Raw genomic sequence first — 24,516 nt, 5'->3', positions numbered from 1 at the left:
GGTCGAACCGGAACGGCCAGGTGCCGAACCGACTCCGGGCGAGGGCCGCAAGCCCGAGGGGCGCGACTTCAGCGCAGCGCAGCCGCTGCTCGAGGTCGACGATATGGTCGTCAACTACGGCAGAATCCAAGCGCTGCACGGGGTTTCGCTCCGGGTCGCCGAGGGTGAGCTGGTCACGTTGCTCGGTGCCAACGGTGCCGGCAAGACCACCACGATGCGCGCGCTCTCGGGTCTGCTGCCGCTCACCCGCGGCAAGATCAAGTTCGAGGGCCGCGACATCACCCATATGAAGGCGCATGAGCGGGTCACGCACGGGTTGATCCAGGCGCCGGAGGGTCGGGGTGTCTTCCCCGGTATGACCGTCCAGGAAAACCTCGATATGGGTTGCTACGGAAGGGCTTTCAAGCAGAAGGCGGAGTACGGCCAAACGCTGGACTGGGTCTTCGACCTGTTCCCGCGGCTTTCGGAGCGGCGCAAGCAGGTCGGCGGCACGCTCTCCGGCGGTGAGCAGCAGATGCTGGCCATCGGCCGCTCGCTCATGGCCCGCCCGCGCCTGCTGTTGCTCGACGAACCGTCGATGGGCTTGGCGCCCATGGTGATTCAGCAGATCTTCCGAATCATCAGCGAGATCAACCAGCAGGGCACCACGGTGCTGCTGGTGGAGCAGAACGCCCAGCAGGCGCTGACCCGCAGCGATCGCGCCTACATCCTGGAGACCGGCGGGGTCACCAAGAGCGGTATCGGCGGGGATCTGCTCACCGATCCCGCGGTGAAGTCGGCCTATCTGGGCGTGGGATAAGAGTCGGCGATAAGTCGTGCCCGTCCATGGGCGCCTCGAGGCATGATTGCGGCCATGGACGGGCATGACGAACTGACGAATCTGGCCGACCGCTACTGGGATAGCGTGCTGGCCGCCGCGCCGAGCACGGCCACCCTGCTCGGCGACCACCGCTTCGACGACCGCGTCGAGGACCTCTCGCCGGAGGCCGAGCAGCGGCTGCTGGCGACCTTGCGGGAGTTGCGTGCTCAGGTCGACGGGCTCGACGCCGAACGGCTCAGCGGCGACGACCCGGTCACCCGCAGCCTGCTGCGCACCGAATTGGATACGGCCATCGACCATCTGGCGTGGCGGCCGACCGAACTGGCCTCGGACCAGATGGACGGTGTGCACGCCGGAATGCTCATGATGGCGCCCCAGATCAAGGCGTCGCAGCCCGAACACGCGCTCGCCCTGGTGCGGCGCTATCGCCAGTTCGACACACTGCTCGACCAGGCGGTCCAGCAGTTCCGCAACGGCCTGGTCGTGGGCCGCGCGCCCGCGCGCATCACCATCGAACGCGCGCTCAACCAACTCGACGGCTACCTGGCCTCCGATATCGCCACCGACCCGTTCACCACCTTCGCCGGACCGGCGGACTGGGACGGGGAGACCGCCTGGCGCGCCGAACTCACCGAGGTCGCGCGTGACGTGATTCGCCCTGCCTTCCAACGCTATCGGGACGTGCTGGCCGACGAACTCCGGCCCGCCGCGCGCCCAGACGACAAGTGCGGGCTGTGCTGGCTCGGCGCCGACGGCGAGGATATCTACCGGCGGCAGTTGCGCCGCCACACCACCCTGCCCGACCTCGGCGCGGACGAGATCCACGAACTCGGCTTATCCGAATTGGCGCTGCTGCGTGATGAATACGCCGCGGTGGGCACCCGGCTGTTCGGCACCACCGACACCGCCGAGATCTTCACCCGGCTGCGCCAGGATCCCGAACTGCGTTACGTCAGCGGCGAGGAGATCATGGCCGATGCCGAACGCGCCCTCGGTGCGGCGGTCGCGGAGATGGGTAACTGGTTCGGCCGCCTGCCCAAGGAATCCTGCGATATCGTCCCGGTGCCGGACTTCCTGGCCGCGGATGCGCCTGCGGCGTATTACTTTCCGCCCGCCGCGGACGGCTCCCGGCCGGGCACCTACTTCGTCAACCAGCACGAACCCACCGGCCGCAGCCGCTACGAGACGGCGGCGGTGGCCTATCACGAGGCGATTCCGGGGCACCATCTGCAGCTCACCATCGCCAACGAGCTCGATCAGCTGCCGCGGTTCCAGCGGCAGTCCTTCGCGAATACCGCCTTCGTCGAGGGCTGGGCGCTCTACACCGAACGCCTGGCCGACGAAATGGGCTTGTACGCAGACGATTTGGACCGCGTCGGGATGCTGGCCGCCGACTCGTGGCGCTCGTGCCGACTCGTCGTCGACACCGGCATCCACGCCAAGGGCTGGAGCCGTCAGCAGGCCATCGACTTCATGGTCGCCAATGCGCCGGTCGGGCTGGCCGAGATCGAGGTCGAGGTCGACCGCTATATCGCCATGCCGGGTCAGGCCGTCGCGTACAAGGTCGGCCAGCTCGAGATCCGACGTCAGCGCCGCCTGGCCGCCGAGCGGCTCGGTGCCGGCTTCGATATCAAGGCATTTCACGATGTGGTGCTCGGCGCGGGGTCGGTCAGCCTGCCGGTGCTGCGTGAACTCGTGGCCACACTGTGACCCGCTGACCGGGTCCTCGAGTTGCGGGGCGGCCCGGGCGGGGGTCCAATGAATGTGCGGTGATCGAGCTCCACAGGGGGATCATGAACAGCACGTTCAGCTCTCGGCTCGGTCCGTTGCGCGGCAGGCGGCTGGTGCTCACCTGGGCGGTGCTCGGCGTGGTCGGTGCGCTGGCGGTGGCGACTCTGCTCGTGGTGAACGGGCAGTCCGCCGGCGCGGGTGAAATGCGTACGGCGCGTGTGATTTCCGACAATTCGTCGATGCCCGGCTTCGCCGGTGCGCTGCCAGAATCGGCGAATCCGGTCGGTGACGCCGCGCCGCCGGTTGCCGCGGCGCCCTTGGCCGGAGCGGCGCAGGCCGGAATGCCGATGGCGTCGAGCCGCCCGGTGCAGGCGCTGGCCGACCATCCGCTCTTCGCCCAGCACGCGGGCCTCGGCAGGGTCGACTGCAGATTGCCCGCCTGGCGCGATGATCCGGAGACGGCGCGGGCGTTCTATCGGGCGGCGATCGCCTGCCTCGACGCATCCTGGGAACCGACGCTGCGCGGCGCCGGACTGCCGTTCCACCCGCCGCGGCTGCTCGCTCCCGCGGAATCCCGTGACGTGGTCAGCCAATGTGTGCAGCGGTTGCGCAACGGCCCGGCGACCTTCTACTGCGCCCTCGACGAAACACTGGTCCTGCCCTACGACGCCATCCGGCCGCAGACCGGCGGCTCCCGCCGCGGTGCCCAACTGGCCGTGCTCACCACCGAGTACGGCCACCACGTGCAGAACTTGATCGGCGTCACGCAGGCCTACACCGAGAAGCGCTCGAACCTCGGCAAGGACACCGCCGCGGGCCAAGAACAGAGCCGCCGCATGGAACTGCAGGCGCGCTGCTTCTCCGGGATGTTCCTCGGCACCAACTTCGGCCGCGGCGATATCGACCAGCAAACCTGGACCGAGGCCTCCCGCACCGTCCGCGGCATCGGTGACACCGGCAGCCAGCGCATGCAGGGCACCGAGGAAAATGTGTGGGGCTGGTGGAAATGGGGCTCCGACAAGGGCGACACCTGGGAGTGCAACACCTGGTACAGCTCCCCGGCCCACGTGGCATGAGCGATCCGGAGGTTGCCGATGACATGTCGGACCTGCTCTCTAGACTCTTGCACGTGACCCCAGCGACTACTGATCAGCGTTCCAGCGCCGTGTCCGCAGCAGCCAGCGATGCGGGTGGTGAGCGGCCGACGTTGCTGCTGCTGGATGGGCATTCGATTGCCTATCGGGCGTTCTTCGCGCTGCCCGCGGAGAACTTCAAAACGGTCACGGGGCAGACCACGAACGCGGTCTACGGATTCACCGCGATGCTGATCAATCTGCTGCGCGATGAGAAGCCGACGCATATCGCCGCGGCGTTCGATGTCAACCGCAAGACGTTCCGGACCGAGGCCTACCCGGAGTACAAGGCGGGGCGCAGCGCCACGCCCGATGAATTCCGCGGCCAGGTCGAGCTCACCAAGGACGTGCTCGGCGCGATGGGCATTCCGGTCATGGCCATCGAGGGTTACGAGGCCGATGACTTGATCGCCACCATCGCCACCCAGGCGGTGTCCCAGGGGTTCCGGGTGCTCATCGTGTCCGGTGACCGCGACGCCATCCAATTGGTCAGCGATGACGTCACCCTGCTCTACCCGCGCAAGGGCGTCTCCGATCTCACGCGCTTCACCCCCGACGAGGTGATGGCCAAATATCAGCTGACCCCGGCCCAGTACCCGGATTACGCGGCGCTGCGCGGCGACCCCAGCGATAACCTGCCGGGCATTCCGGGCGTCGGGGAGAAGACCGCCGCCAAGTGGATTCGCGAATTCGGCGACCTGACCACCTTGGTCGAGAAGGTGGACGAGGTGAAGGGCAAGGTCGGCGACGCACTGCGCGCCAACCTCAGCAGCGTCGTGCTCAACCGTCAGCTCACCGAGATGGTCCGCGACGTCGCGCTGCCCTACACCCCTGAGCAACTGGCCCAGCAGCCGTGGGATCGCAATAAGATCCACCAGCTCTTCGATGACCTGGAGTTCCGGGTGCTGCGCGACCGGCTCTTCGAAACCCTCGCCCCGCCGGAGCCCGAGGCCGAATCCGGCTTCGAGATCAGCGGCGGCGCGCTCGAGGTCGGCGCGGTCGCCGGCTGGCTCGCCGAGCATGCGAAAACCGGTGTTCGCCACGGCATTTCGGTGGTCGGCAATAGCACGCCCGGCAGCGGCGACGCGCGCGCGCTCGCCATTGCCGCCGCGGACGGCGAGAGCGGCTATATCGATGTCGCCGTGCTGACCCCGCAAGACGAAGCCGCATTGGGCGCCTGGCTCGCCGATGCCGCCGTACCGAAGGCGCTGCACGAGGCCAAGGCCGCGATGCACGCGTTGCGCGGGCGCGGCTGGACCCTCGCCGGTCTCACCAGCGACACCGCCCTGGCCGCCTACCTGGTCCGCCCCGGCCAGCGCAGCTTCAACCTCGACGATCTGTCACTGCGCTATCTGCACCGCGAGCTGCGCGCCGAGACCGACGAAACCCCGCAGCTGTCCCTGCTCGACGATGCCGACACCGTGGACGCCGAGATGGCGCAGACCGAAATGCTGCGCGCCAGGGCCGTCCTCGACCTGGCCGAGGCCCTCGACGGCGAACTGCGCCAGATCGAATCCAGCGCACTGCTCGACGATATGGAACTGCCTCTGCTCAGCGTGCTCGCCGAATTGGAAAACGCGGGCATCGCGGTCGATATCGACCAGCTCGAGACCCTGCAGCGCCAATTCGCCGATAAGGTCAGCGATGCGGCCAACGCCGCCTACGACGTGATCGGCAAGCAGATCAACCTCGGCTCGCCCAAGCAGCTGCAGGTGGTGCTCTTCGACGAGCTCGATATGCCGAAGACCAAGCGCACCAAGACCGGCTACACCACCGATGCCGACGCGCTGGAATCGCTGTTCGAGAAGACCGAACACCCGTTCCTGCAGCATCTGCTCGAACACCGCGACGCCACCCGGCTCAAGGTCACCGTCGACGGTCTGCTCAAATCCGTCGCCGACGACGGTCGCATCCACACCACCTTCAACCAGACCATCGCCGCGACGGGGCGACTGTCCTCGACCGAGCCGAATCTGCAGAACATCCCGATCCGCACCGACACCGGCCGCCAGATCCGCGACACCTTCGTCGTCGGCCCCGGCTACCAGTCGCTGATGACCGCGGACTACAGCCAGATCGAAATGCGCATCATGGCCCACCTCTCCGGTGACGAGGGCCTGATCGAGGCCTTCAACTCCGGCGAGGACCTGCACACCTTCGTCGCGTCCAAGGCCTTCGACATCCCGCTTTCGGAGGTGACCCCGGAGATGCGCCGCCGCATCAAGGCGATGTCCTATGGCCTGGCCTACGGCCTGAGCTCCTACGGCCTTTCCACGCAGCTGAGGATCAGCACGCAAGAGGCCAAGGAGCATATGGACGTCTACTTCGATCGCTTCGGCGGCATCCGCGACTACCTCTACGAGGTCGTCGAGCAGGCCCGCAAGGTCGGCTACACCGAAACCCTCTTCGGCCGCCGCCGCTACCTGCCCGACCTGGACTCCAGCAACCGCCAGCGCCGCGAGGCCGCCGAGCGCATGGCCCTCAACGCGCCCATCCAGGGCACCGCGGCCGACATCATCAAGGTGGCGATGATCAACGTGCACAAGGCGATTCGGGAGGCGGGCCTGCGCTCGCGCATGCTGCTGCAGATCCACGACGAGTTGGTCTTCGAGGTCGCCGAGGGGGAGAAGGAGACCCTGGAGGCACTGGCCCGCGAGCAGATGTCCTCGGCGATCACCCTGTCGGTGCCGTTGGACGTATCCGTCGGCACCGGCCGCAGCTGGGACGCCGCCGCGCACTGAGTCCGGTCCTGCGGCACATCGGATATCCGGTGTGCCGCACCGCGTTTCAGGATCGAGCGATTACCGCTCGCGCCGAACCAGCTTCGCCGAGCCCGCATTCAGATCGATCTCGTCGCGCGGCGGCGCACCGTCGGACTTGTCCTCTTTGTGCATCAAAGCCGTCTGCCGCTGCTCGAACTCGTGGTGCTTGGAACCCTGGAAAGCCGCTGCCACCTGCTCGAATCCGGTCGCGGCCACCGGCGTGTGCTTGCGGTGGCGGAACCAAGGCGGGATCCGGCTTCCGGTGAGTCGATTCCACAGCACCTCGATGAACGCGAGACCGATCAGCAGTATTGCCAACCCGGGGATGGTCATGGCGACGAGGGCACCCATGTGACCGAAAGTACCGTCGCGTCGGCGGCCTGCCATCCTCCGTCAGGGTGACACCTCTGAGCTGCGCGGATGATACTCGCGAGTAGGCGCGACGGGGCAGTAAATGTGGTTGCTATTGCGTCAAGGTCGACATATTCTGGTCCGCGTGCCGAATCCCGTCGACCGCCACAGCGCCGCGCTGAATGTCGCAGACCGCGACAGCGCAGTGCTAATTCCGCTTACCGCGATGGTGGCAACCCGGCGACTTCTCGTAGTAACCCGCCGTAGCGGGGTCTGATTCGGACCGGCCCCCTCGCTGCGGGCTACTGAAAACTTACTGCTGGTCCCCTCTGTCAATTGAGAAGACAATCCTCGGGAAGACCTACGCACCATGACCATGCTGACTCTTGACCCACTCACGTTCATCGCAGCCGCCCCCAAGGCGCTACGCGCCGAATGCGTCGACCTGACACCGGCGCAATTCCACCACCGCTATTGCGAGCTCACCGGCCCGATCCGGGTCGGTGACTGGTCGCCTGCGGGCAACCGGAGCGCGGAGTTCACCGCGACGCTCGAGTTCACCGACCACCTGCGCACGGTGATCGCCACCGGGAGTCCGGTGGCAGCGATGACCTCGGCCCTCTACGACGAGGGCTATCCGGTCGAAATCCTGCAATTCCACCAGCGCCGCACTGATGCGGGCACGGCGACCTTCGTGCAATGCGAATGCAACGGCAGGCGCGGCTGGGGTGCGGCCCTGGCCGACGACGGCGCCGAATCGACGGTCCGCGCCATGATCGCGGGCGTCAACCAGCTGGGTGCCTGAGACCGAAAACGCAATGGGCCGTTCACATTCCGAAAGAATGTGAACGGCCCGTCGGTTTCAGTGCGCCGAATTACTCTCCGGCCTGCTGCTCCGCGAGCTGCTTGCGCACCTCGTCCATATCCAGCGCCTTCACCTGGGTGACCAGATCCTCCAACGCGGCGGGCGGCAGTGCGCCCGGCTGCGCGAAGACCAGCACGCCCTCACGGAACGCCATGATGGTCGGGATGGAGCGGATATTGGCGGCGGCGGCCAGACCCTGTTCGGCCTCGGTGTCCACCTTGCCGTGCACAACATCCGGATGCTTGGCCGAGGAGGCCTCGAAGGTCGGCGCGAAGCTCTTGCACGGACCGCACCAGTCGGCCCAGAAATCGACGAGTACCACGTCGTTCCCGGTGACTACCTCATCGAAATTCTGCTGGTTCAGCGTCTGGGTGGCCATGACGTCCTCTCGTATCGTATTTCGCCAGCTATAACGCCCGGCGCTGTCTTTATCTTCCGGCGCTGTCTCTATCTTCCCCGGGCGACCGGCCACTCGCGCCGCTGATCGCCGTCCCAACGCCGGATACCCACCACGGTGGCCGGGAAATCACGGTCCCTGGCGATCGCGTGGATCGCCTCACCGAGATGGTGTGTCGGCACCCGCCTGGCCAGGGTGATATGCGGCGTCCACTCATCGGGGTGCACATTCGCCGGAATCCCGGGACACTGCGATACCGCGGCGAAGATGCGCCGCTGCAGTGCGAGCAGCTGCTCCGAGGGCACCACACTCCGGACGAGGATCGGATGGCGCGCGCCGAAGACCAGCAGCCCGCCGAGTCGCACCGGAAGCGGCCGGAAGGTCAGCTGCTCCAGGGCTTGGTCGATGCGCGGCCAGATCTGCCTGGCCACCGCGACGGTGATATGCGGACGGTTGGCCTCGATCTTCTTCCCCGCCAAACTCGGGATGCCGGCATCCGCGAGCAACTGCCACTGCCGCCGGATCTCGGCATCGGCCGCGTCGTCCAACAGCAATTCGACCGATTGCACCATGTTCACGAGAGGTTAGCCGTCCTTGCGGCACGATGGGCGGCGAACACGCGTAGCCGTAATGGAGCCCGAGTGTCGGTACACCGATCACCTCGCGGGAGGATGACCCGGTGAACGCTGCGAGGGAACGTGTCGCGTCGCCTGTGCGACTCGGCCTGATCGACGGTGACGGCATCGGACCCGAGGTGGTTGCCGCCACCCGCGCCGCGGTCGACGAAGCGCTGGCCGCGGCGGGCGCGACGGCGGTCGAATGGGTTCCCCTGCTGATGGGACACCGCGCCATCGAGGAATTCGGCGATCCGCTGCCCGAACAAACCCTCGCGGCCCTCGACGAACTCGACGCCTGGATCCTCGGCCCGCACGACAACGCGTCCTATCCACCCCAGCACCGCATCGCCCCCGGCGGCGCGATCCGCAAACGCTTCGGCCTCTACGCCAACATCCGCCCCGCCCGCGCCTTCGCCGGAATCAAGGCGACCGCACCCGATATCGACCTGGTGATCGTCCGGGAGAACAGCGAGGGCTTCTACGCCGACCGCAATATGTTCGCCGGATCCGGCGAATTCCGGCCGACCCCCGACGTCGCCATGGCGGTCGGCGTGATCACTCGGCAGGCCTGCGAGCGAATCGCGCACGAGGCCTTCCGGCTCGCGGCCGCGCGCCGCAAGCGGGTGACCATCGTGCACAAGGCCAATGTGCTGCCCATGACCATGGGCCTGTTCCGCGACGTCTGCTACGACGTGGCACGCGCCTACCCGGGCGTCGAGGTCGACGACGAACACGTCGACGCGACCGCCGCCCATCTGGTCCGCGCCGCCCGCGATTACGACGTGCTGGTGACCGAGAATCTCTTCGGCGATATCCTTTCCGATCTCGCGGGGGAGTTGAGCGGATCGCTCGGCATCGCCGCGTCGCTGAACTGCTCGGCGACCAAGGCGATGGCCCAGGCGGTGCACGGTGCCGCACCGACCCTGGCCGGACACAACCGCGCAAACCCCGCGGCGCTGCAGCTCTCGGCGGCAATGTTGTTGCACTGGCTTGGAATTCGCGATAACAACCGCGCGTTGGTGAGCGCCGGCGAGCGCATCGAACGCGCCATCGCGGCCACCTTCGCCGCCGGAGTCGCCACCGCCGACCTGGGCGGTCTCGCCTCGACCGGCGAATTCACCGAGCAGGTCCGCGCGCGGGTACATCGGCGCTGACGCGGACCCTGCGCGCGACCCGGGAACCCAACTCGTTCGAACATCGAGCCATCCGGTAGGGTCCACCGCCGGTGCCTGAGTGTTTGCTGTGCTCGGAGTGTTCCGCACAGAACGGATAATCTTCCGTTACTGTCCAGCACGAGACGGCTCGATCGCTTAGATTGCCAAACGGGTGGTGACGCCCGGGTTTCTCGAATCCGAAATGTGGAGGGCTGCTGTGTCTGTTCGATCGGTTCTTGGCAGGCGCGCCCTGCAAGCGGTGTGCGTACTCGCCGGTGGGGTGCTGGTGATGTCGGGCTGTAGTAACACCGAGGACAACGCGCCCACGGTCGCCAAGGTGCAGGGTATCGACAAGTTCGATACAGCCGCCGCGTTGCTCCCGGACAAGATCAAACAGTCGGGCAAGCTCGTCGTCGGAGTCAACATCCCCTACCAGCCCAATGAGTCCAAGGATGCGAGCGGCAAGATCGTCGGCTTCGATGTCGACCTGATGGACGCGGTCGCCGCGACCCTCGGCCTGAAGGCCGAATATGTCGAATCCTCCTTCGAGAAGATCATTCCCGCGATTCAGGCGGGCACCTACGACGTCGGCATGTCCTCCATCACCGACTCGAAGGAACGCGAGCAGAGCGTCGATTTCACCACCTACTTCAACGCGGGAACCCAGTGGGCGCAGCAGACGGGTAAGCCGATCGACCCGGACAACGCCTGCGGTAAGCGGGTCGCGGTGCAGGCCACCACGGTCCAGGACACCGACGATATCCCGTCCCGCAGCAAGAAGTGCGAGGCAGCGGGCAAGCCCGCCATCGACAAGAAGCCGTTCGACGAGCAGAGCGCGGCGACCAATGCCCTGGTGCTCGGCCAAGTCGACGCGATGTCGGCGGATTCGCCGGTGACCGCGTACGCGATCAAGATGAGCGGCGGCAAGATCGAGGCGGCCGGTAAGGTCTTCGACTCCGCACCCTACGGCTGGGCCATCCCCAAGGGTTCGGCGCTCGGCAAGGCGCTGCAGGCCGCCGTCCAGCACCTGATGGACAACGGTAAGTACCTGGAGATCACCAAGAACTGGGGTGTGCAGGAGGGCGCGATCACCAAGTCGGTCATCAACGGCGCCGAGAGCTGATCGATGTCTTCACCTGATACCACGTCGGCGCCCGGTGACAACACCGGGCCCGGCGGGCCGATCGACACGGCAGAACCGGAGCCGATCAAGGCCGTTCCACTACGCAGGCCGGGCCGCTGGATCGCCGCGGCGATCGTCCTCGCCCTGCTCGGGCTCTTCCTCTACGGCGCGGCCACCAACCCCGCGTACGGATGGGGCACCTATCGAAAGTACTTGTTCGACAGCCGGATCGCCGCCGGCGCGCTGGTCACCCTCGAGCTGACCGTGCTCGCGATGGCGATCGCCATCGTGCTCGGCACGGTGCTGGCGGTGATGCGCCTGTCGCCGAATCCGGTGCTGCGCTCGACCGCCTGGGTGTATCTCTGGATCTTCCGTGGCACACCGGTTTTCGTGCAGTTGGTGTTCTGGGGGCTTTTCCCGTCGCTGTACAAGTCGATCCAGCTCGGTGTGCCGTTCGGGCCCGAGTTCGTGCGGATCGATGTGCAGGGATTGCAGGCCGCGTTCGCCTTCGCGGTGATCGGTCTGGCGCTGAACGAGGCGGCGTATATGGCCGAAATCGTTCGCGCCGGAATCAATTCCGTCGGCGAGGGGCAGCGTGAGGCCTCGACGGCGCTCGGCATGTCGTGGTCGCAGACCATGCGCAGGACCGTGCTGCCGCAGGCCATGCGGGTGATCATCCCGCCGACCGGCAATGAGCTCATCGGCATGTTGAAGACCACCGCGCTGGTCACCGCGATCCCATTGAGCACCGACCTGTACGGGCGGGCCCGCGATATCTACGGCGTGAACTTCCAGCCGATTCCATTGCTACTGGTCACCGCCACTTGGTATCTCGCGGTCACCAGTGTGCTGATGGTCGGACAGTTCTACCTGGAGCGCTACTACTCGCGGGGCGCCTCGCGGCAGCTGACCGCCAAGCAGTTGCGGGAACTGGCCGACGCTCAGACGATTGTGAAGGCGAAATGAGCGCGAAAGCGGACAAGATCGAGCCGACCGACCCGCAGCCGATGATCCTCGCGGATCGGGTGTGCAAGAACTTCGGTGCGCTGCAGGTGCTCAAGGGCATATCACTCGAGGTCGGGCGCGGTGATGTGCTGTGTCTGATCGGGCCGTCGGGTTCGGGCAAATCGACGTTTCTGCGCTGCATCAACCACCTCGAGCAGGTGAACGCGGGTCGGCTCTACGTCGACGGCGATCTCATCGGCTATCGCGAAAAGGGCGGCAAGCTCTACGAACTGCACCCGCGCGATGCGGCCAGGCAGCGCCGCGATATCGGCATGGTGTTCCAGCACTTCAACCTGTTCCCGCACCGGACGGCGCTGGAGAATATCGTCGAGGCGCCGACCCAGGTGAAGGGCATCCGCAAGGCCGACGCGGTGGCGCGCGCACATGAGCTGCTGGAGCGAGTCGGCATGGGGGAGAAGGCGAATGCCTATCCGGCCCAGCTCTCCGGCGGTCAGCAGCAGCGTGTCGCCATTGCCCGTGCGCTGGCCATGGATCCCAAGTTGATGCTGTTCGACGAGCCGACCTCGGCGCTGGATCCGGAGTTGGTCGGTGAGGTGCTCGAGGTCATGCGCGAACTCGCCGCCGACGGTATGACCATGGTGGTCGTCACCCACGAAATGGGTTTCGCCCGTGAGGTCGCCGACCAACTGGTGTTCATGGACGGCGGTGTGGTCGTCGAGGCCGGCAATCCGAGTGAGGTCCTCGCCGAGCCGAAACAGGAACGCACCAAAGCGTTCCTGTCGCGGCTGCTCTGAATCAGCGGCGGCCCAATCCGATACGGAGTTGTCCGAGCAGGACCTTCGCGGCCGGGCTGCTCGGGCGATCGCGCCGCCAGGCGAGGGCGAGTTGTCCGCGTAGCTCCGGCTCGATGATCGGCCGCACCCGCACGCCGAATGCCGCGGCCTCCGTCGCGGTCAGGGCGGGCACCACCGCGATGCCGAGGCCGCGGGCGGCGAGGCGCAATAGCAGCGGGGGAGCGGCGGCCTCGAAGGCGACGTCGGGCTCGAATCCGGCTGCGGCACAAGCACGGTCGAAGACACCCCGGATTCCGGTGCCGCGCGGCAGGCAGATCAGCGGTTGATCGCGGAGTTCGGTGAGTGCGATCGCGGCACGGTCCTTCCGGTCGAGTCCGACCGCCGCGACCACCGGTGTATCGAGCACCACATCGATGCCGATATCGGCGTCGATCTCCGCACCTGTCAACCCGATCAGCGCGATATCCAGCGCACCACTGCGCACCGCCGCCAGCATGCGTTCGGAGGTGTCCTCGGTCAGGCTGATGCCGACCTGTGGGTGGTCGTCGTGAAAGTCCGCCAGGACCGCGGAGATATCGAAGTCCTCGTTCGCGGTGCCGGAGATGCAGCCGACGCGGACGTGTCCGCGCAGCAGTCCGGTGAATTCGTCGACCGTCGCGGTGATCCGCTCGGTCGCGGCGAGCGCGGCCCTGGCATGCGCCAGCACCGCCGCGCCCACCTCGGTCGGCGTCACCGAACGGCTGCCTCGATCGAGAAGCTGTTGTCCCAGTTCACGTTCGAGCTGGCGGATCTGCGCGCTGAGCCCGGGCTGGGCCAGATGCAGTCGGGCGGCGGCACGGGTGAAGTTGGCCTCCTCGACCACGGTCACAAAGTAGCGGAGCTGACGCAGTTCCATAAATGATGATTATAGGAGTGAGCAGAACTATCTGTTGTACTTCTGATTGGCGCGCGGGCATTGTCTAAGTCATGGGAAATACCGCAGAGCAGATCGTCGACACCTTCACCGGCCCGGTCTTCCGCCCCAGCGATGCCGGATACGACGCGGAAATCGCCGGCTTCCAGGCCGCGTACACCCATCGCCCCGCACTGGTCGTCGGTGCGGTGCACGCCGAGGATGTGCGCAGCGCGGTGGAATACGCGGCGCGCCACGGACTTCCGGTGGCGGTCCAGGCCACTGGGCACGGGCTCTCGGTCGCGGCCGACGGCGGCGTGCTGATCAGTACCCGCCGGATGACCGATATCCGAATCGACCCGCAGACCCGGACCGCCCGCGTCGGCGCCGGAGTGCGCGCGGGCGCGCTGGTCGAGGCCGCCGCGCAGTACGGGCTGGCGCCGCTGAACGGGTCCTCGCCGTCGGTCGGCGTCGTCGGCTACAGCCTGGGCGGCGGATTGGGCCTGCTGGCAAGGCAATTCGGCTATGCCGCTGAACATGTGCGCGTCATCGAACTGGTCACCGCGGACGGCCGGGTGCGCACGCTCAGCCGTGGCGACGAGCTCTTCGGCGCGGTGCTCGGCAGCGGCGGAAACTTCGGCGTGGTGACCGCGCTGGAACTGGAGCTGGTGCCGGTTGCCACCGTCTACGGCGGCCAGCTGGTCTTCGACACCCCTCTGGTCGAACAGGCCCTGGAAGCCTGGAAGGACTGGACCGCAACACTTCCCGACGAGCTGACCTCGACGGTCACCGTCATGACCTTCCCGCCTATTCCGCAGATTCCGGAGCCGCTGCGCGGCCGCTATGTGGCGTCGATTCGGATCGCCTACAACGGATCCGCGGAGGAGGGCGAGCGTCTGGTGGCCCCGCTGCGTGCGGTCGGGAATCGCCTGAAGGACGACCTGCGGGTCATGCCGTACACCGAATCGCACACCATTCACAGCGATCCCGATCACCCGCATGCCTATGCCGCCACCAATGCGCTGCTAGCCGAGTTGACCGGAGAAACGTTGTCGGCCTTGCTCGCCGCCACCGGACCGGAATCGCAGATCCAGGCGGTGGTTGATATCCGGCACCTCGGTGGCGCGCTGCGCCGGCCCGGACCTGCGGCCATCGCCGTCGACAACCGCGACGCCGAGTACATCGTTCGCGTCATCACCATGCCCGGAGCCGATGCGGGTGACGCGGCTCCCGAGGAGCACGCGGTGGTCCGTGCGGCGCTCGCGCCGTGGACCGTCGGCCACAGCCTGAACTTCCTCTACGGCGCGGGTGCCGCCGCCGACGAAGCGCAGACCCGAGGCGGATATGCGCCGGATACCTACGCACGGCTGTCGGCATTGAAGGCGAAGTACGACCCGCGCAATATGTTCCGCTTCAACCGCAATATCGAGCCCGCGAACTGATCGCGGCGACCGTCCCGGAGCTCCTGTCGCCCGGGGCGGTCGAGTGCTATCTTAGTGATATCACTTTGATATTCGGAGGATGTCATGAAGCTTCGGCCGGCGTTCCACGTCAACGGCTTTCTCGTGCTGGTGTCGTGGTTTGTGCTCACGCTCCTGATCGGTGGCGGCGCCATCGCCGGCTATGCCGCCGCGGCGCACAACGACAACGTGCCCGCCCTGATCGGCGCGATCGTCGCGACCGTGCTGGTGGTCGTGCTCCTGCTACTGGCTACCGGGCTCACCGTGGTCAACCCCAATGAGGCCAAGGTCGTCCAGTTCTTCGGCCGCTATGTCGGCTCGCTGAGCGAACCCGGCTTCTTCTCGGTGGTGCCCCTTGCGGACCGCCGCAGCATCTCGCTGAAGGTGCGCAATTTCGAGACCCAGAAGCTCAAGGTCAACGATGCCGACGGCAATCCGGTGGAGATCGCCGCCGTCGTGGTCTACCGGGTGGTCGACAGCTTCAAGGCCGCGTTCTCGGTTGATGACTACGAGGAGTACGTGGCGACCCAGTCCGAGGCGGCGGTGCGGCATCTGGCGACCACCCACCCCTACGACGCGCACGACAAGAACACCACCAGCCTGCGTGACGGCACCGAAGTGGCCGAGGAATTGACCATCGAACTGCGCGAGCGCACCGATCTGGCGGGCATCGAGGTCATCGAGGCCAGGATCACCCACCTCGCCTACGCGCCGGAGATCGCCCAGGCCATGCTGGTGCGTCAGCAGGCGGCGCAGGTCGTCGCCGCACGCACCCGGATCGTCGAGGGTGCGGTGGGCATGGTCGGCCTCGCGCTGGACCGGCTCGCCGAACAGGGTGTGGTCGAACTCGACGAGGAGCGTAAGGCCGCCATGGTGTCCAACCTGCTGGTCGTTCTCTGCGGTGACCGAGCCACCCAACCCGTCGTCAATACCGGCTCGCTCTACTCCTGAGTCGTTCTCATGGCCGAGCGCAAGAAGATCCTGCTACGCCTGGACCCGGCGATCCACGAGGCCATTGCCCAGTGGGCCGCCGACGACCTGCGCAGCATCAACGCCCAGATCGAGTACGCATTGCGCCTCGCGCTGAAGCAGACCGGGCGCGGCCCGAAGGCCAAACCCGTCGAGGAGTAGCCGGGCCGCGAAATATGCTCTGCCGCAACGATGCCGAACACCGGAGAGTGTTCGGCATCGTCGTCAGCGTGCGAGTTCGCCGAGGAGTGCGAGGCTATCGGCGTACAGCGCGCGTTGTGCTTCGCGGTCATAGGACGCCTTCGACGACGGCTTCGCGGTGCGGCCCACGAAATACTGGCCGGTCACCTCGGCGAGCGACGGATCGGTGACGAGCCGAGCCAGATCAGCGCCCGATCGGCGCGGCGTATTCACCCCTGGCAGCAGCACCAGACCCCGAGCGACCGTGCGCCACAACAGTTGTGCCGCCGATCCGGCATCCCTGGCGAGTCCGGTGCCCGGCATCAGTCCCGGATCGAAGGCATTCACCGTGATACCGCGCGCCGCGAGCCGGCGGGCCAATTCGTAGGTGGTCTGGAGGTTGGCCAGCTTCGACGTGCTGTAGCGACGGCGGCCGTCGCGCTGCGCGGATTCGGTCGGCTCGGGCGGGTAGGCGAGTTCGCGGACGTTGGTGTCCAGCGGATGCGGCATGCCGGTGAATTGATCCGGATCATGCGTGCCCGAGGTGACGAAGACGATCCGGGCTGGCGCGATCAGGTCGTCCCGCAGCGCTTGGACCAGCGCGAGGTGTCCGAGATGGTTGACGCCGAAGGTGGCCTCCACGCCGTCCTCGGTGTAGCTGCGCCGGGTGAACTGCAGTCCGGCGTTGCACACCAGGGCGTGCAACGGGGGCAGTCCGCGCCCGCGCAATTCGTCGGCGAAGTGGGCGACGGAGGCGAGTGCGCCGAGGTCGAGCGCTGCCGCGTGCGCCCCGATGGCGGCGGCCTCCACTCGGGCTCGGTCGGCGTCGCGACCGGTGACGACGACTGTCCACCGTGGATCGGCGGCCAGTGCCCTGGCGCATTCGCGGCCGAGTCCGCTGGTGCCACCGGTGATCACAACAGTTCTGTCACTTGTTGTCATATGGCAGAGTCTGCCATATGACGCACTGTGCGACAATATCCCGATGTCATTGCGGGACAGGAAGAAGGAGCGGACCAGGCGGGCGATCGCCGATGCCGCGCTGCGGCTATTCGTCGAACACGGCTACGACTCGGTGACCGTGGCGGATATCGCCGCCGAGGCCGACGTGGGGACGCGCACCCTGCACCGCTACTACCCGAGCAAGGACGAACTGCTCTTCGCCGAGGACGATGACCATCGCGCGGAGCTGGCCCGGCTGCTCGCCGACCGCCCGGCCGAGGAATCCCCGGAGGAAACCATGGCCGCGGTCATCGGCCCGCTGGTCGAGCGCTTCGCCGACCGCCTCGCCGACGCGCGGGCGCGCGATACGCTGATCGCGGCCACCCCGGCCCTGCAAGCCCGCGAGCTCGCCAAGCGAAGCGCGGTGGAATCCCTTGTCGCAGAACATCTTGCGCGCCGGATGGGCGTCGAGGTGGGCGCGGATGTGCGGCCACTGCTCTGGGCCAAGGTCGGCATGGCCTGTTTCTTCGCGGGCTACGAGATCTGGCTGCGCACCGGCGGCGACCTGGGATCGCACATAGCCGATGCGCGCGCCGCCCTCCTCGCCGAATTCCGTTCGGCCAGTACCTGATCCGGGGCCTACAAAGCCTCAGCCGCGAGCCGGTTTGTGGGTGACGAAGATCGCGGTCCCCGGGAACAGCTCGCCGCGCAGCGGACTCCACTGCCCCCACTCGCGCTCGAGCCATTCCGGCCAGTCCGGTTCCACGATGTCATCGAGCACCAGACCCGCGGCGACGATCTCGCGCACCCGATCGCCGATCGTGCGGTGGTGCTCGACGTAGGTCGGCGCGCCCTCGCTGTCGACCTCTACATACGGAGTGCGGTCGAAGTACGGAATCGAGGCGGTCAGCCCCGCGGGGCCGGGATCGTCCGGAAAAATCCACCGCATCGGATGGTTCACCGAGAACACCCATCGGCCACCGGGCCGCAGCACCCGCGCGACCTCACGCATCACCAACTCGGAATCCGCGACGAACGGAACCGCGCCGAACGCCGAACAGGCGATATCGAACGATGCATCGGCAAAGGGCAAGGCCTCCGCCCCCGCCTGCACCAACGGCACCTGCGGTCCGCCGCGCCGCATCGCCGCCAGCCCTCGCCCGAGCATCCCCATAGATAGGTCCAGCCCGACCGGATGCGCCCCCTGCCCGGCCAACCAGCGTGAACACGGCGCCGACCCGCACCCGATCTCCAGGATCCGCTTGCCCGCGACCTCGCCGAGGAAGTGCATATCGCCCTCGTGCAGGCCCTCCGGGCACCAGATGAATTCGCCGTCGGGGGAGTCGACGCCGAGGAATTCGGCGTGGGTTTCGTGATACTCGGTGGCGTCGGCATCCCACCAGCGGCGGCTGGCCTGCTGGCTGGCCGCCGAGCCGATCCGGGTCCGCGCGGTACCGGTGGTCCCGAGCAGTGCATTTGCTTGCGCATGGCGATCTTCCGACACGCCGTCAGACTATCCCGGCGTGGCGTCCGGACCGGTTTGCCCGGCTGGACCAAGGTCGCGTACGCTGAACGCGCGAGTGTCTTGGGTACTGCCGTACCGGTGTCGTTGCAGTAACAGTCTGCGACGGCAACTGCACTGAAGTAACACCAACGCCCGTGCTGAGTTTCACAAGCGTTTGCGTGCGGTACGTTCATTATGTCCGTCACGTCGCGTCATCGCGGTGAGTTCGCAGCGTACCGAAAGTTCCAATGTCCGCAACCGACCACAATCCGTCCGGAGCAAACCGACATATGCCCACCACCGTCACCTCGCCGCAGGTAGCCGTCAACGACATCGGCTCCGCCGAGGACTTCCTCGCCGCCATCGACGCCACGATCAAGTACTTCAACGACGGCGACATCGTCGAAGGAACCATCGTCAAGGTCGACCGCGACGAGGTCCTGCTCGACATCGGTTACAAGACCGAAGGCGTCATCCCCTCTCGCGAACTCTCCATCAAGCACGATGTCGACCCCAACGAGGTCGTTTCCGTGGGCGATGAGGTCGAGGCTCTTGTTCTCACCAAGGAGGACAAGGAAGGCCGCCTGATCCTGTCGAAGAAGCGGGCGCAGTACGAGCGTGCGTGGGGCACCATCGAGGAGCTCAAGGAGAAGGACGAGGCCGTCAAGGGCACCGTCATCGAGGTCGTCAAGGGCGGCCTGATCCTCGACATCGGCCTGCGCGGCTTCCTGCCCGCCTCGCTCGTCGAGATGCGTCGCGTCCGCGACCTCCAGCCCTACGTCGGCAAGGAGATCGAGGCCAAGATCATCGAGCTGGACAAGAACCGCAACAACGTGGTCCTGTCCCGCCGCGCCTGGCTCGAGCAGACCCAGTCCGAGGTCCGCAGCGAGTTCCTGCACCAGCTGCAGAAGGGCCAGGTCCGCAAGGGTGTGGTCTCCTCGATCGTCAACTTCGGTGCCTTCGTGGACCTGGGCGGCGTCGACGGTCTGGTGCACGTCTCCGAGCTGTCCTGGAAGCACATCGACCACCCGTCCGAGGTTGTCGAGGTCGGCAACGAGGTCACCGTCGAGGTTCTCGACGTCGACCTGGACCGCGAGCGGGTTTCGCTGTCGCTCAAGGCGACCCAGGAAGACCCGTGGCGTCAGTTCGCCCGCACCCACGCGATCGGCCAGATCGTGCCGGGCAAGGTCACCAAGCTGGTTCCGTTCGGTGCGTTCGTGCGCGTCGAAGAGGGCATCGAGGGCCTGGTGCACATCTCCGAGCTGGCCGAGCGCCACGTGGAGGTCCCGGACCAGGTTGTCGCGGTCGGCGACGACGCGATGGTCAAGGTCATCGACATCGACCTGGAGCGTCGCCGGATCTCGCTGTCGCTGAAGCAGGCGAACGAGGACTACCACGCCGAGTTCGACCCGTCGAAGTACGGCATGGCCGACAGCTACGACGACCAGGGCAACTACATCTTCCCCGAGGGCTTCGACCCCGACACCAACGAGTGGCTCGAGGGCTTCGACAAGCAGCGCGAAGAGTGGGAAGGCCGCTACGCCGAGGCGGAGCGTCGCCACAAGATGCACACCGCGCAGATGGAGAAGATGGCGGCCGACGCCGCGGCCGAGGCCGCGAACGGCGGCGGCGCGTCGGGCAACTACTCCTCCGAGAGTGGTTCGCAGGCGTCCTCCGGCCAGGCCGAGCCCGCCGGCGGTTCGCTGGCCAGCGACGCCCAGCTCGCGGCTCTGCGGGAGAAGCTCTCCGGCAACGCCTGATTCGGGTAGAGCATTAACACGAAGGCCCCGGTCCGATCGGACCGGGGCCTTCGTGTTGCCGCAGGAGCTTTCAGCGGCTGTTAAGGATTCGCCAATGTCGTTGCGCGAGTCTCGGTGTCGAGAACAACCGCGACACCTGGGAGGGGAACACGATGGGTTGGAACATCAACAAGGGGGAGTCGAGTCGGGCGGGGTATCTGGCCAAAGGTAAGTCTGTCGCTTCGCGAGGGTTGATCGCGGTCGCGCTCGGGGCGGTCATTTCGATGGGCATGAGTGGGACCGCGCTCGCGTATTACCTGCCACCACCCGGACCCACGACGGTGCGGCCCAATACCTGGCAATGGATTGGGGTGAACAGCTGGGTGAAGAATGAAGCGGACTGCTTCGACGCCCCAATGGACGCGTTTATCGCCGCCAATACCGGCGATATCAATTTAGGTGAGGTGTTCATCAGGTCGATCGAGGTGCACAACAACGGCGACCGTGGCGGTTGGCGCGGCGCGGCGCGGTTGACGGACGCGAACGGAGCCGTGTTGTGGGAACAGCCTTCTGCCCCGGAAACGCGGCTGCCCGCTGGCTCGATCCAGGTGTATGAGATCAACCGCTGGGCCACGGCCGCTGGTGGGTCCATCATGTACCGGGAATATCGGTCAGTCGACATCATGCCCGGCGAACCGTCCTACTGTGGCAGCAGCCTCTCGGCCTCGGTCGTCGCGCAGATGGTGACCTAAGGGCGACCGCACTCCAACCGATAGCCGGTTGGGGTGCGGTCGTTCCTGGTCGAGCGTGTTGGTTGTGCGCCAACTGAATTCGCCGGGTAGCCGACCGGATTCGCCGGTAGTGTGCCCAGGCATGGGGAGCAATCCGGGCAAGAACGATTATCTCGACCAAGTGGTGGCGCAGCAGGCGGCGCTCGAGGGAGATCTGCGTACGCGCAAGCCCGCGGCCGCACCGGCGCCGCTGGCCGCCCCGGGGGCACCGCCCGCGCCGGGTGGTCCGGTGCGACGCGGTGCGATGGCGAAACGGGCCGATCGGGTCGCGCCAACGCCGCAGGGCAGCGGCCCCGGCCCGGTGGAGGTCCGGGTCACCGGATTCTGGCGCTGGCAAACGGTTTTGGTGCCGCCCAATGCCTTTGTCGTGCACACGCGCCGGGGCCGCGCCGAACCGCTGCATATCGGTCTCGGGGTGTCATTCCGCTTCAACCCAGCGACCGACTCGTATCTCGTTGTGCCAGGCGCGATGCAGACGATCCTCATCAACGCCTACTGCATCTGCAGCGAACTGCAGGGCGTGTTGGTGCAGGGCTATGTGCAGTGGATCATCGAGGATTTCGCCACCGCCTACCGCAAGCTGGACTTCTCCGATGCCGAAGATCCCATGCGGCTGGTCAACATTCAGCTGCGCGAGCAGGCCGAGGCCGCCATCAAGGACAAAGTATCCACGATGGGCGTGCGCGATGTGCTCAGCGATAAGCAGCCGATCATCGAGGAGTTGACCGCGCGGCTGCGCGCGGTGGCGGAGGGCAGCGCCGACCGAAATACCGAGGCGGACAGCGATCGTGGGCTCGGATTGCGCATCGTCACGGTGCAGATCAAGGAGGCGGTGGTCAGTTCCTCGACGCTGTGGGAGAATCTGCAGAAGCCCTACCGCAGTGAACAGAACCAGATCGCCCGTCTCGCGGAACTCGCTGCGCAAGAGGTGCTTTCGGCTCGCGAAACCGAGGCGAACCGGATCGCCGAGGAGCGGCGAATCGAGAACGAGCGAGAGTTGGCCGAACTGCGGGCCCGCAATGAGGCCGCGCGATTCGACCGGGAGACCGCGGAACGGTTGCGGCGCACCACCCGTGAGCACGACGACGAGCGCGCGGTCGCCGATCTCGCCCAGGAGACCGCGCTGCACGCGCTGCGGTTGGAGCGCGAGCAGCACGCCGAGCGTGCCGAAAATCTGCGCAGGACGCTGGAATTGCGGCAGCTCGAGCTCGACGGTGAGATCGCCGTCGCGGCAAGGCGTTCCCAAGCAGCGCACGATGACGCGCTGCTGGATCTGGAACGGGATCGGATTCGGATCGAGAACACCAATCAGCGCTCCGCCTCGGCCACCCAAGCGCAACTGGTCGATTCGCTTCCGCAGATCGTCGCGCAGTTGCCGACGCCCGCTGAGCTGAAGACGTACCAGCTAGGCGGTGACTTGTCCGGGCTGTCCGCGCTGATCGGCCAGTTGACGGGTGTGGTCGAAGCGTGGTCGACGGGACGGTCCGCCCCCGAGTCCAGCCGGCCCCGGCTCGACGAGTAAGGCTGCGCCGCACATAGTCTCGATTGCCCGCGCGGTCCATGTGTCGGCGGTGTGCGCCACGCCAGCTGGAATCGCTTCGTGCCATATCGGCTCGCGTAGGCTTCGGCGCACGTGAACGGCGTTATAGCGATAAGTCGGACAATTGACCAACTTCGCCGGGAAGCATGATCGACTTCGGGTAGGGTGCAGTCGAATGGGCGGCGCCCGGCTCGATCGAGCCCGTCGGACCTGGCGACAAGGGAAGGGACAGTACGCATGTGCGCAGCGAGTCCGTTCAGCGGTCTCAATCGTAGGCAGTTCCTGGCGAAGGCCGCCGCGGCCGGAGCGGTGGGCGCACTGGCGTCCTGGGCCAATCCGATCATCGAACGCGCCTACGCCGCCGATCCGGCGGGCACCGGCGGGCTCGGCGATATCGAACACTTCGTTCTGCTCATGCAGGAAAACCGTTCCTTCGACCATTATTTCGGCACCATGTCCGGCGTCCGCGGCTTCGGCGAGGCCTCGAAGGCCTGGCAGCAGTACGGCTGGACGCCCGGTGTCGGCCCGAGTGCGGACGGTTTCGTTAACCCGTTCCGCCTCGACACCACCCGCGGTGCGACCCTCGATGGCGAGTGCATCAACGATCCGGACCACAGCTGGGGCGGCATGCACCGGGCGTGGAACGGCGGCGCCAACGACCAGTGGATGCCGATGTCCATCGCCAGCGTCGGCCCGGCCAATGCCCCTGCGGCCATGGGCTACTACCTGCCCGAGGACATTCCGATCCACCATGAGCTCGCGGACGCGTTCACCATCTGCGACAACTACCACTGTTCGGTCCTCGGCCCCACCGATCCGAACCGGCTGTACTGGATCAGCGCCACCATCGACCCCGACGGCGTAGCGGGCGGACCGCTGCTGGAAACGCCCACCCTGCTCCCGCAGCACGTGTACAGCTGGCGCACCTATCCGGAGAACCTGTCCGAGGCGGGCGTCAGCTGGAAGATCTACAACAACCGCGACGTCGGCCCGCTGTCCTCGGTGCTCCTGGACGGCATGCTCGGCTGCTTCACCCAATCGTCTGATCCGAATTCCGAACTGGCCCGGCGCGGACTTGCGCCGGTGTACCCCAACGATTTTCAGGCGGACGTCGCCAACGACACCTTGCCCGCCGTCTCCTGGGTGATCCCCTCGCTGATCAATTGCGAACATCCCGCCCTGCCCGCGGCCTTCGGCGCGTACGGCATCGTGCAACTGCTCGATATCCTCACCTCCAACCCGAAGGTCTGGGAGAAGACCGCGCTGATCATCAGCTACGACGAGAACGGCGGCTTTTTCGACCACGTCACCCCGCCGACCGCACCGGCGGGCACGCCGGGGGAGTTCGTCACCGTGCCACTGGATCGAGTGAAGTCGTCGAGCGGTATCGCGGGTCCGATCGGTTTGGGATATCGCGTTCCCGGCCTGGTGATTTCGCCGTACAGCCGCGGCGGGCTCGTCGCCTCGCAGACCTTCGACCACACCTCCCAGCTGCGACTGCTGGAAACCCGGTTCGGCGTCGAGGTGCCGAATCTGACGCAGTGGCGGCGCGGCGTCACCGGCGATATGACCTCGGCCTTCGATTTCGGATCGACCCCGAATGCCGCCAAGCCGGTGCTGAGCGATCCGAAGCCGAAGATCGATGGCGCGGTTGCCCAATGCGGGCCGAATATCGCGCTGGGCACGGCGAACAGGGGCGTCCCGTATCCGGTACCGCCCAACCAGATGCCGACCCAGCGCCCGGGCACGCGACGCGAGCCGAGCGGCATCGTCCGGGGTTAGGCCG

Annotated in this window: 23 protein-coding genes; 17 read left to right on the top strand and 6 right to left on the bottom strand. The window is 66.6% G+C overall.

From position 1 onward, the window contains the following. Positions 1-103 precede the first annotated feature (103 nt). The 4 genes from ACHQ4I_RS10335 (at position 104) to polA (ending at position 6,425) form a co-directional block, all read left to right on the top strand. Positions 104-799, top strand: a complete 696-nt coding sequence (locus ACHQ4I_RS10335) for an ABC transporter ATP-binding protein (protein WP_420771501.1) — start codon at positions 104-106, stop codon at positions 797-799. A gap of 54 nt (positions 800-853) precedes the next feature. Next, on the top strand, positions 854-2,530 hold the full coding sequence (locus tag ACHQ4I_RS10330) for a DUF885 domain-containing protein (protein ID WP_420771462.1): 1,677 nt from the start codon (positions 854-856) through the stop codon (positions 2,528-2,530). Between the two features lie 83 nt (positions 2,531-2,613). Next, on the top strand, positions 2,614-3,627 hold the full coding sequence (locus tag ACHQ4I_RS10325) for a neutral zinc metallopeptidase (protein WP_420771461.1): 1,014 nt from the start codon (positions 2,614-2,616) through the stop codon (positions 3,625-3,627). Between the two features lie 53 nt (positions 3,628-3,680). Beyond that, on the top strand, positions 3,681-6,425 hold the full coding sequence (gene polA / locus ACHQ4I_RS10320; RefSeq protein WP_420771460.1) for a DNA polymerase I: 2,745 nt from the start codon (positions 3,681-3,683) through the stop codon (positions 6,423-6,425). 60 nt (positions 6,426-6,485) lie between these two features. On the opposite strand, the gene ACHQ4I_RS10315 is transcribed toward polA, so the two are convergent. Then, positions 6,486-6,797: a DUF6191 domain-containing protein gene (locus ACHQ4I_RS10315; RefSeq protein WP_420771459.1), complete on the bottom strand. Its 312-nt coding sequence runs from the start codon at positions 6,795-6,797 to the stop codon at positions 6,486-6,488. Between the two features lie 376 nt (positions 6,798-7,173). On the opposite strand from ACHQ4I_RS10315, the gene ACHQ4I_RS10310 reads away from it, so the two are divergent. Continuing rightward, the gene (locus tag ACHQ4I_RS10310) at positions 7,174-7,602 is read left to right on the top strand and encodes a 2-isopropylmalate synthase (RefSeq protein ID WP_420771458.1); all 429 of its coding nucleotides are present in this window, start codon (positions 7,174-7,176) and stop codon (positions 7,600-7,602) included. Between the two features lie 70 nt (positions 7,603-7,672). On the opposite strand, the gene trxA is transcribed toward ACHQ4I_RS10310, so the two are convergent. Together trxA and ACHQ4I_RS10300 are read right to left on the bottom strand one after the other, a co-directional pair. Beyond that, positions 7,673-8,041 (bottom strand): thioredoxin, encoded by a 369-nt coding sequence (gene trxA, locus ACHQ4I_RS10305; protein WP_420771457.1) that lies wholly within the window; start codon positions 8,039-8,041, stop codon positions 7,673-7,675. Positions 8,042-8,109: 68 nt separating this feature from the next. Beyond that, on the bottom strand, positions 8,110-8,631 hold the full coding sequence (locus ACHQ4I_RS10300; protein ID WP_420771500.1) for a 2'-5' RNA ligase family protein: 522 nt from the start codon (positions 8,629-8,631) through the stop codon (positions 8,110-8,112). Between the two features lie 107 nt (positions 8,632-8,738). Here ACHQ4I_RS10300 and ACHQ4I_RS10295 point away from each other — a divergent pair, with 107 nt between their 5' ends. The 4 genes from ACHQ4I_RS10295 (at position 8,739) to ACHQ4I_RS10280 (ending at position 12,713) form a co-directional block, all read left to right on the top strand. Further along, on the top strand, positions 8,739-9,830 hold the full coding sequence (locus ACHQ4I_RS10295) for an isocitrate/isopropylmalate dehydrogenase family protein (RefSeq protein WP_420771456.1): 1,092 nt from the start codon (positions 8,739-8,741) through the stop codon (positions 9,828-9,830). A 202-nt stretch (positions 9,831-10,032) separates the two neighbouring features. Further along, positions 10,033-10,953 (top strand): ABC transporter substrate-binding protein, encoded by a 921-nt coding sequence (locus tag ACHQ4I_RS10290; protein ID WP_420771455.1) that lies wholly within the window; start codon positions 10,033-10,035, stop codon positions 10,951-10,953. A gap of 3 nt (positions 10,954-10,956) precedes the next feature. Further along, a complete protein-coding gene (locus tag ACHQ4I_RS10285) occupies positions 10,957-11,919 on the top strand; it encodes an amino acid ABC transporter permease (RefSeq protein WP_420771454.1) in 963 nt (320 codons plus the stop codon). A gap of 41 nt (positions 11,920-11,960) precedes the next feature. Then, complete coding sequence (locus tag ACHQ4I_RS10280) at positions 11,961-12,713, top strand: amino acid ABC transporter ATP-binding protein (RefSeq protein ID WP_420771499.1); 753 nt, start codon at positions 11,961-11,963, stop codon at positions 12,711-12,713. Between the two features lies 1 nt (position 12,714). On the opposite strand, the gene ACHQ4I_RS10275 is transcribed toward ACHQ4I_RS10280, so the two are convergent. Then, entirely contained in the window at positions 12,715-13,608 is an 894-nt protein-coding gene (locus ACHQ4I_RS10275) for a LysR family transcriptional regulator (RefSeq protein ID WP_420771453.1), read from the bottom strand. Positions 13,609-13,679: 71 nt separating this feature from the next. On the opposite strand from ACHQ4I_RS10275, the gene ACHQ4I_RS10270 reads away from it, so the two are divergent. From ACHQ4I_RS10270 to ACHQ4I_RS10260, 3 genes are all read left to right on the top strand, one after another. Then, a complete protein-coding gene (locus ACHQ4I_RS10270) occupies positions 13,680-15,047 on the top strand; it encodes an FAD-binding oxidoreductase (RefSeq protein WP_420771452.1) in 1,368 nt (455 codons plus the stop codon). An 84-nt stretch (positions 15,048-15,131) separates the two neighbouring features. Next, positions 15,132-16,016 carry an SPFH domain-containing protein gene (locus ACHQ4I_RS10265; RefSeq protein WP_420771451.1) on the top strand — a complete coding sequence of 295 codons (885 nt, stop codon included), beginning with the start codon at positions 15,132-15,134 and terminating at the stop codon, positions 16,014-16,016. A gap of 9 nt (positions 16,017-16,025) precedes the next feature. Continuing rightward, positions 16,026-16,196, top strand: a complete 171-nt coding sequence (locus ACHQ4I_RS10260) for a type II toxin-antitoxin system antitoxin (RefSeq protein WP_420771450.1) — start codon at positions 16,026-16,028, stop codon at positions 16,194-16,196. A 63-nt stretch (positions 16,197-16,259) separates the two neighbouring features. Here the strand turns inward: ACHQ4I_RS10260 and ACHQ4I_RS10255 are convergent, their stop codons facing one another. Then, positions 16,260-17,156, bottom strand: coding sequence for an SDR family NAD(P)-dependent oxidoreductase (locus tag ACHQ4I_RS10255; protein WP_420771449.1), 897 nt, complete (start codon positions 17,154-17,156; stop codon positions 16,260-16,262). A gap of 43 nt (positions 17,157-17,199) precedes the next feature. Between ACHQ4I_RS10255 and ACHQ4I_RS10250 the strand changes: the two genes are divergently transcribed. After that, entirely contained in the window at positions 17,200-17,787 is a 588-nt protein-coding gene (locus tag ACHQ4I_RS10250) for a TetR/AcrR family transcriptional regulator (RefSeq protein WP_420771448.1), read from the top strand. Between the two features lie 18 nt (positions 17,788-17,805). Here ACHQ4I_RS10250 and ACHQ4I_RS10245 read toward each other — a convergent pair whose 3' ends face one another. Beyond that, the gene (locus tag ACHQ4I_RS10245) at positions 17,806-18,660 is read right to left on the bottom strand and encodes a class I SAM-dependent methyltransferase (protein WP_420771447.1); all 855 of its coding nucleotides are present in this window, start codon (positions 18,658-18,660) and stop codon (positions 17,806-17,808) included. A gap of 290 nt (positions 18,661-18,950) precedes the next feature. On the opposite strand from ACHQ4I_RS10245, the gene rpsA reads away from it, so the two are divergent. From rpsA to ACHQ4I_RS10225, 4 genes are all read left to right on the top strand, one after another. Then, positions 18,951-20,420 carry a 30S ribosomal protein S1 gene (gene rpsA / locus ACHQ4I_RS10240; RefSeq protein WP_040689126.1) on the top strand — a complete coding sequence of 490 codons (1,470 nt, stop codon included), beginning with the start codon at positions 18,951-18,953 and terminating at the stop codon, positions 20,418-20,420. Between the two features lie 230 nt (positions 20,421-20,650). After that, on the top strand, positions 20,651-21,151 hold the full coding sequence (locus ACHQ4I_RS10235) for a hypothetical protein (RefSeq protein WP_420771446.1): 501 nt from the start codon (positions 20,651-20,653) through the stop codon (positions 21,149-21,151). Positions 21,152-21,272: 121 nt separating this feature from the next. Continuing rightward, a complete protein-coding gene (locus ACHQ4I_RS10230; protein ID WP_420771445.1) occupies positions 21,273-22,712 on the top strand; it encodes an SPFH domain-containing protein in 1,440 nt (479 codons plus the stop codon). A 255-nt stretch (positions 22,713-22,967) separates the two neighbouring features. Continuing rightward, positions 22,968-24,512 carry a phospholipase C gene (locus tag ACHQ4I_RS10225; RefSeq protein ID WP_420771444.1) on the top strand — a complete coding sequence of 515 codons (1,545 nt, stop codon included), beginning with the start codon at positions 22,968-22,970 and terminating at the stop codon, positions 24,510-24,512. The last annotated feature ends 4 nt before the right edge of the window (positions 24,513-24,516 follow it).

Source organism: Nocardia nepalensis, from assembly GCF_048910785.1.
In the GTDB taxonomy this organism is placed as follows: Bacteria; Actinomycetota; Actinomycetes; order Mycobacteriales; family Mycobacteriaceae; genus Nocardia; species Nocardia nepalensis.
This window is presented reverse-complemented; position numbering and strand designations above follow the sequence as displayed.

Excerpts from the sequence above, each read along its gene's own strand:
- ACHQ4I_RS10300 (WP_420771500.1), bottom strand. The coding sequence starts at position 8,631 with ATGGTGCAATCGGTCGAATTGCTGTTGGACGACGCGGCCGATGCCGAG.
- ACHQ4I_RS10230 (WP_420771445.1), top strand. The coding sequence starts at position 21,273 with ATGGGGAGCAATCCGGGCAAGAACGATTATCTCGACCAAGTGGTGGCG.
- trxA (WP_420771457.1), bottom strand. The coding sequence starts at position 8,041 with ATGGCCACCCAGACGCTGAACCAGCAGAATTTCGATGAGGTAGTCACC.
- ACHQ4I_RS10250 (WP_420771448.1), top strand. The coding sequence starts at position 17,200 with ATGTCATTGCGGGACAGGAAGAAGGAGCGGACCAGGCGGGCGATCGCC.
- ACHQ4I_RS10325 (WP_420771461.1), top strand. The coding sequence starts at position 2,614 with ATGAACAGCACGTTCAGCTCTCGGCTCGGTCCGTTGCGCGGCAGGCGG.
- ACHQ4I_RS10335 (WP_420771501.1), top strand. The coding sequence starts at position 104 with ATGGTCGTCAACTACGGCAGAATCCAAGCGCTGCACGGGGTTTCGCTC.
- ACHQ4I_RS10285 (WP_420771454.1), top strand. The coding sequence starts at position 10,957 with ATGTCTTCACCTGATACCACGTCGGCGCCCGGTGACAACACCGGGCCC.
- ACHQ4I_RS10270 (WP_420771452.1), top strand. The coding sequence starts at position 13,680 with ATGGGAAATACCGCAGAGCAGATCGTCGACACCTTCACCGGCCCGGTC.
- ACHQ4I_RS10225 (WP_420771444.1), top strand. The coding sequence starts at position 22,968 with ATGTGCGCAGCGAGTCCGTTCAGCGGTCTCAATCGTAGGCAGTTCCTG.
- ACHQ4I_RS10275 (WP_420771453.1), bottom strand. The coding sequence starts at position 13,608 with ATGGAACTGCGTCAGCTCCGCTACTTTGTGACCGTGGTCGAGGAGGCC.
- ACHQ4I_RS10330 (WP_420771462.1), top strand. The coding sequence starts at position 854 with ATGGACGGGCATGACGAACTGACGAATCTGGCCGACCGCTACTGGGAT.
- ACHQ4I_RS10290 (WP_420771455.1), top strand. The coding sequence starts at position 10,033 with ATGTGGAGGGCTGCTGTGTCTGTTCGATCGGTTCTTGGCAGGCGCGCC.
- ACHQ4I_RS10280 (WP_420771499.1), top strand. The coding sequence starts at position 11,961 with ATGATCCTCGCGGATCGGGTGTGCAAGAACTTCGGTGCGCTGCAGGTG.
- ACHQ4I_RS10315 (WP_420771459.1), bottom strand. The coding sequence starts at position 6,797 with ATGGGTGCCCTCGTCGCCATGACCATCCCCGGGTTGGCAATACTGCTG.
- ACHQ4I_RS10255 (WP_420771449.1), bottom strand. The coding sequence starts at position 17,156 with ATGACAACAAGTGACAGAACTGTTGTGATCACCGGTGGCACCAGCGGA.
- ACHQ4I_RS10260 (WP_420771450.1), top strand. The coding sequence starts at position 16,026 with ATGGCCGAGCGCAAGAAGATCCTGCTACGCCTGGACCCGGCGATCCAC.
- ACHQ4I_RS10265 (WP_420771451.1), top strand. The coding sequence starts at position 15,132 with ATGAAGCTTCGGCCGGCGTTCCACGTCAACGGCTTTCTCGTGCTGGTG.
- ACHQ4I_RS10310 (WP_420771458.1), top strand. The coding sequence starts at position 7,174 with ATGCTGACTCTTGACCCACTCACGTTCATCGCAGCCGCCCCCAAGGCG.
- rpsA (WP_040689126.1), top strand. The coding sequence starts at position 18,951 with ATGCCCACCACCGTCACCTCGCCGCAGGTAGCCGTCAACGACATCGGC.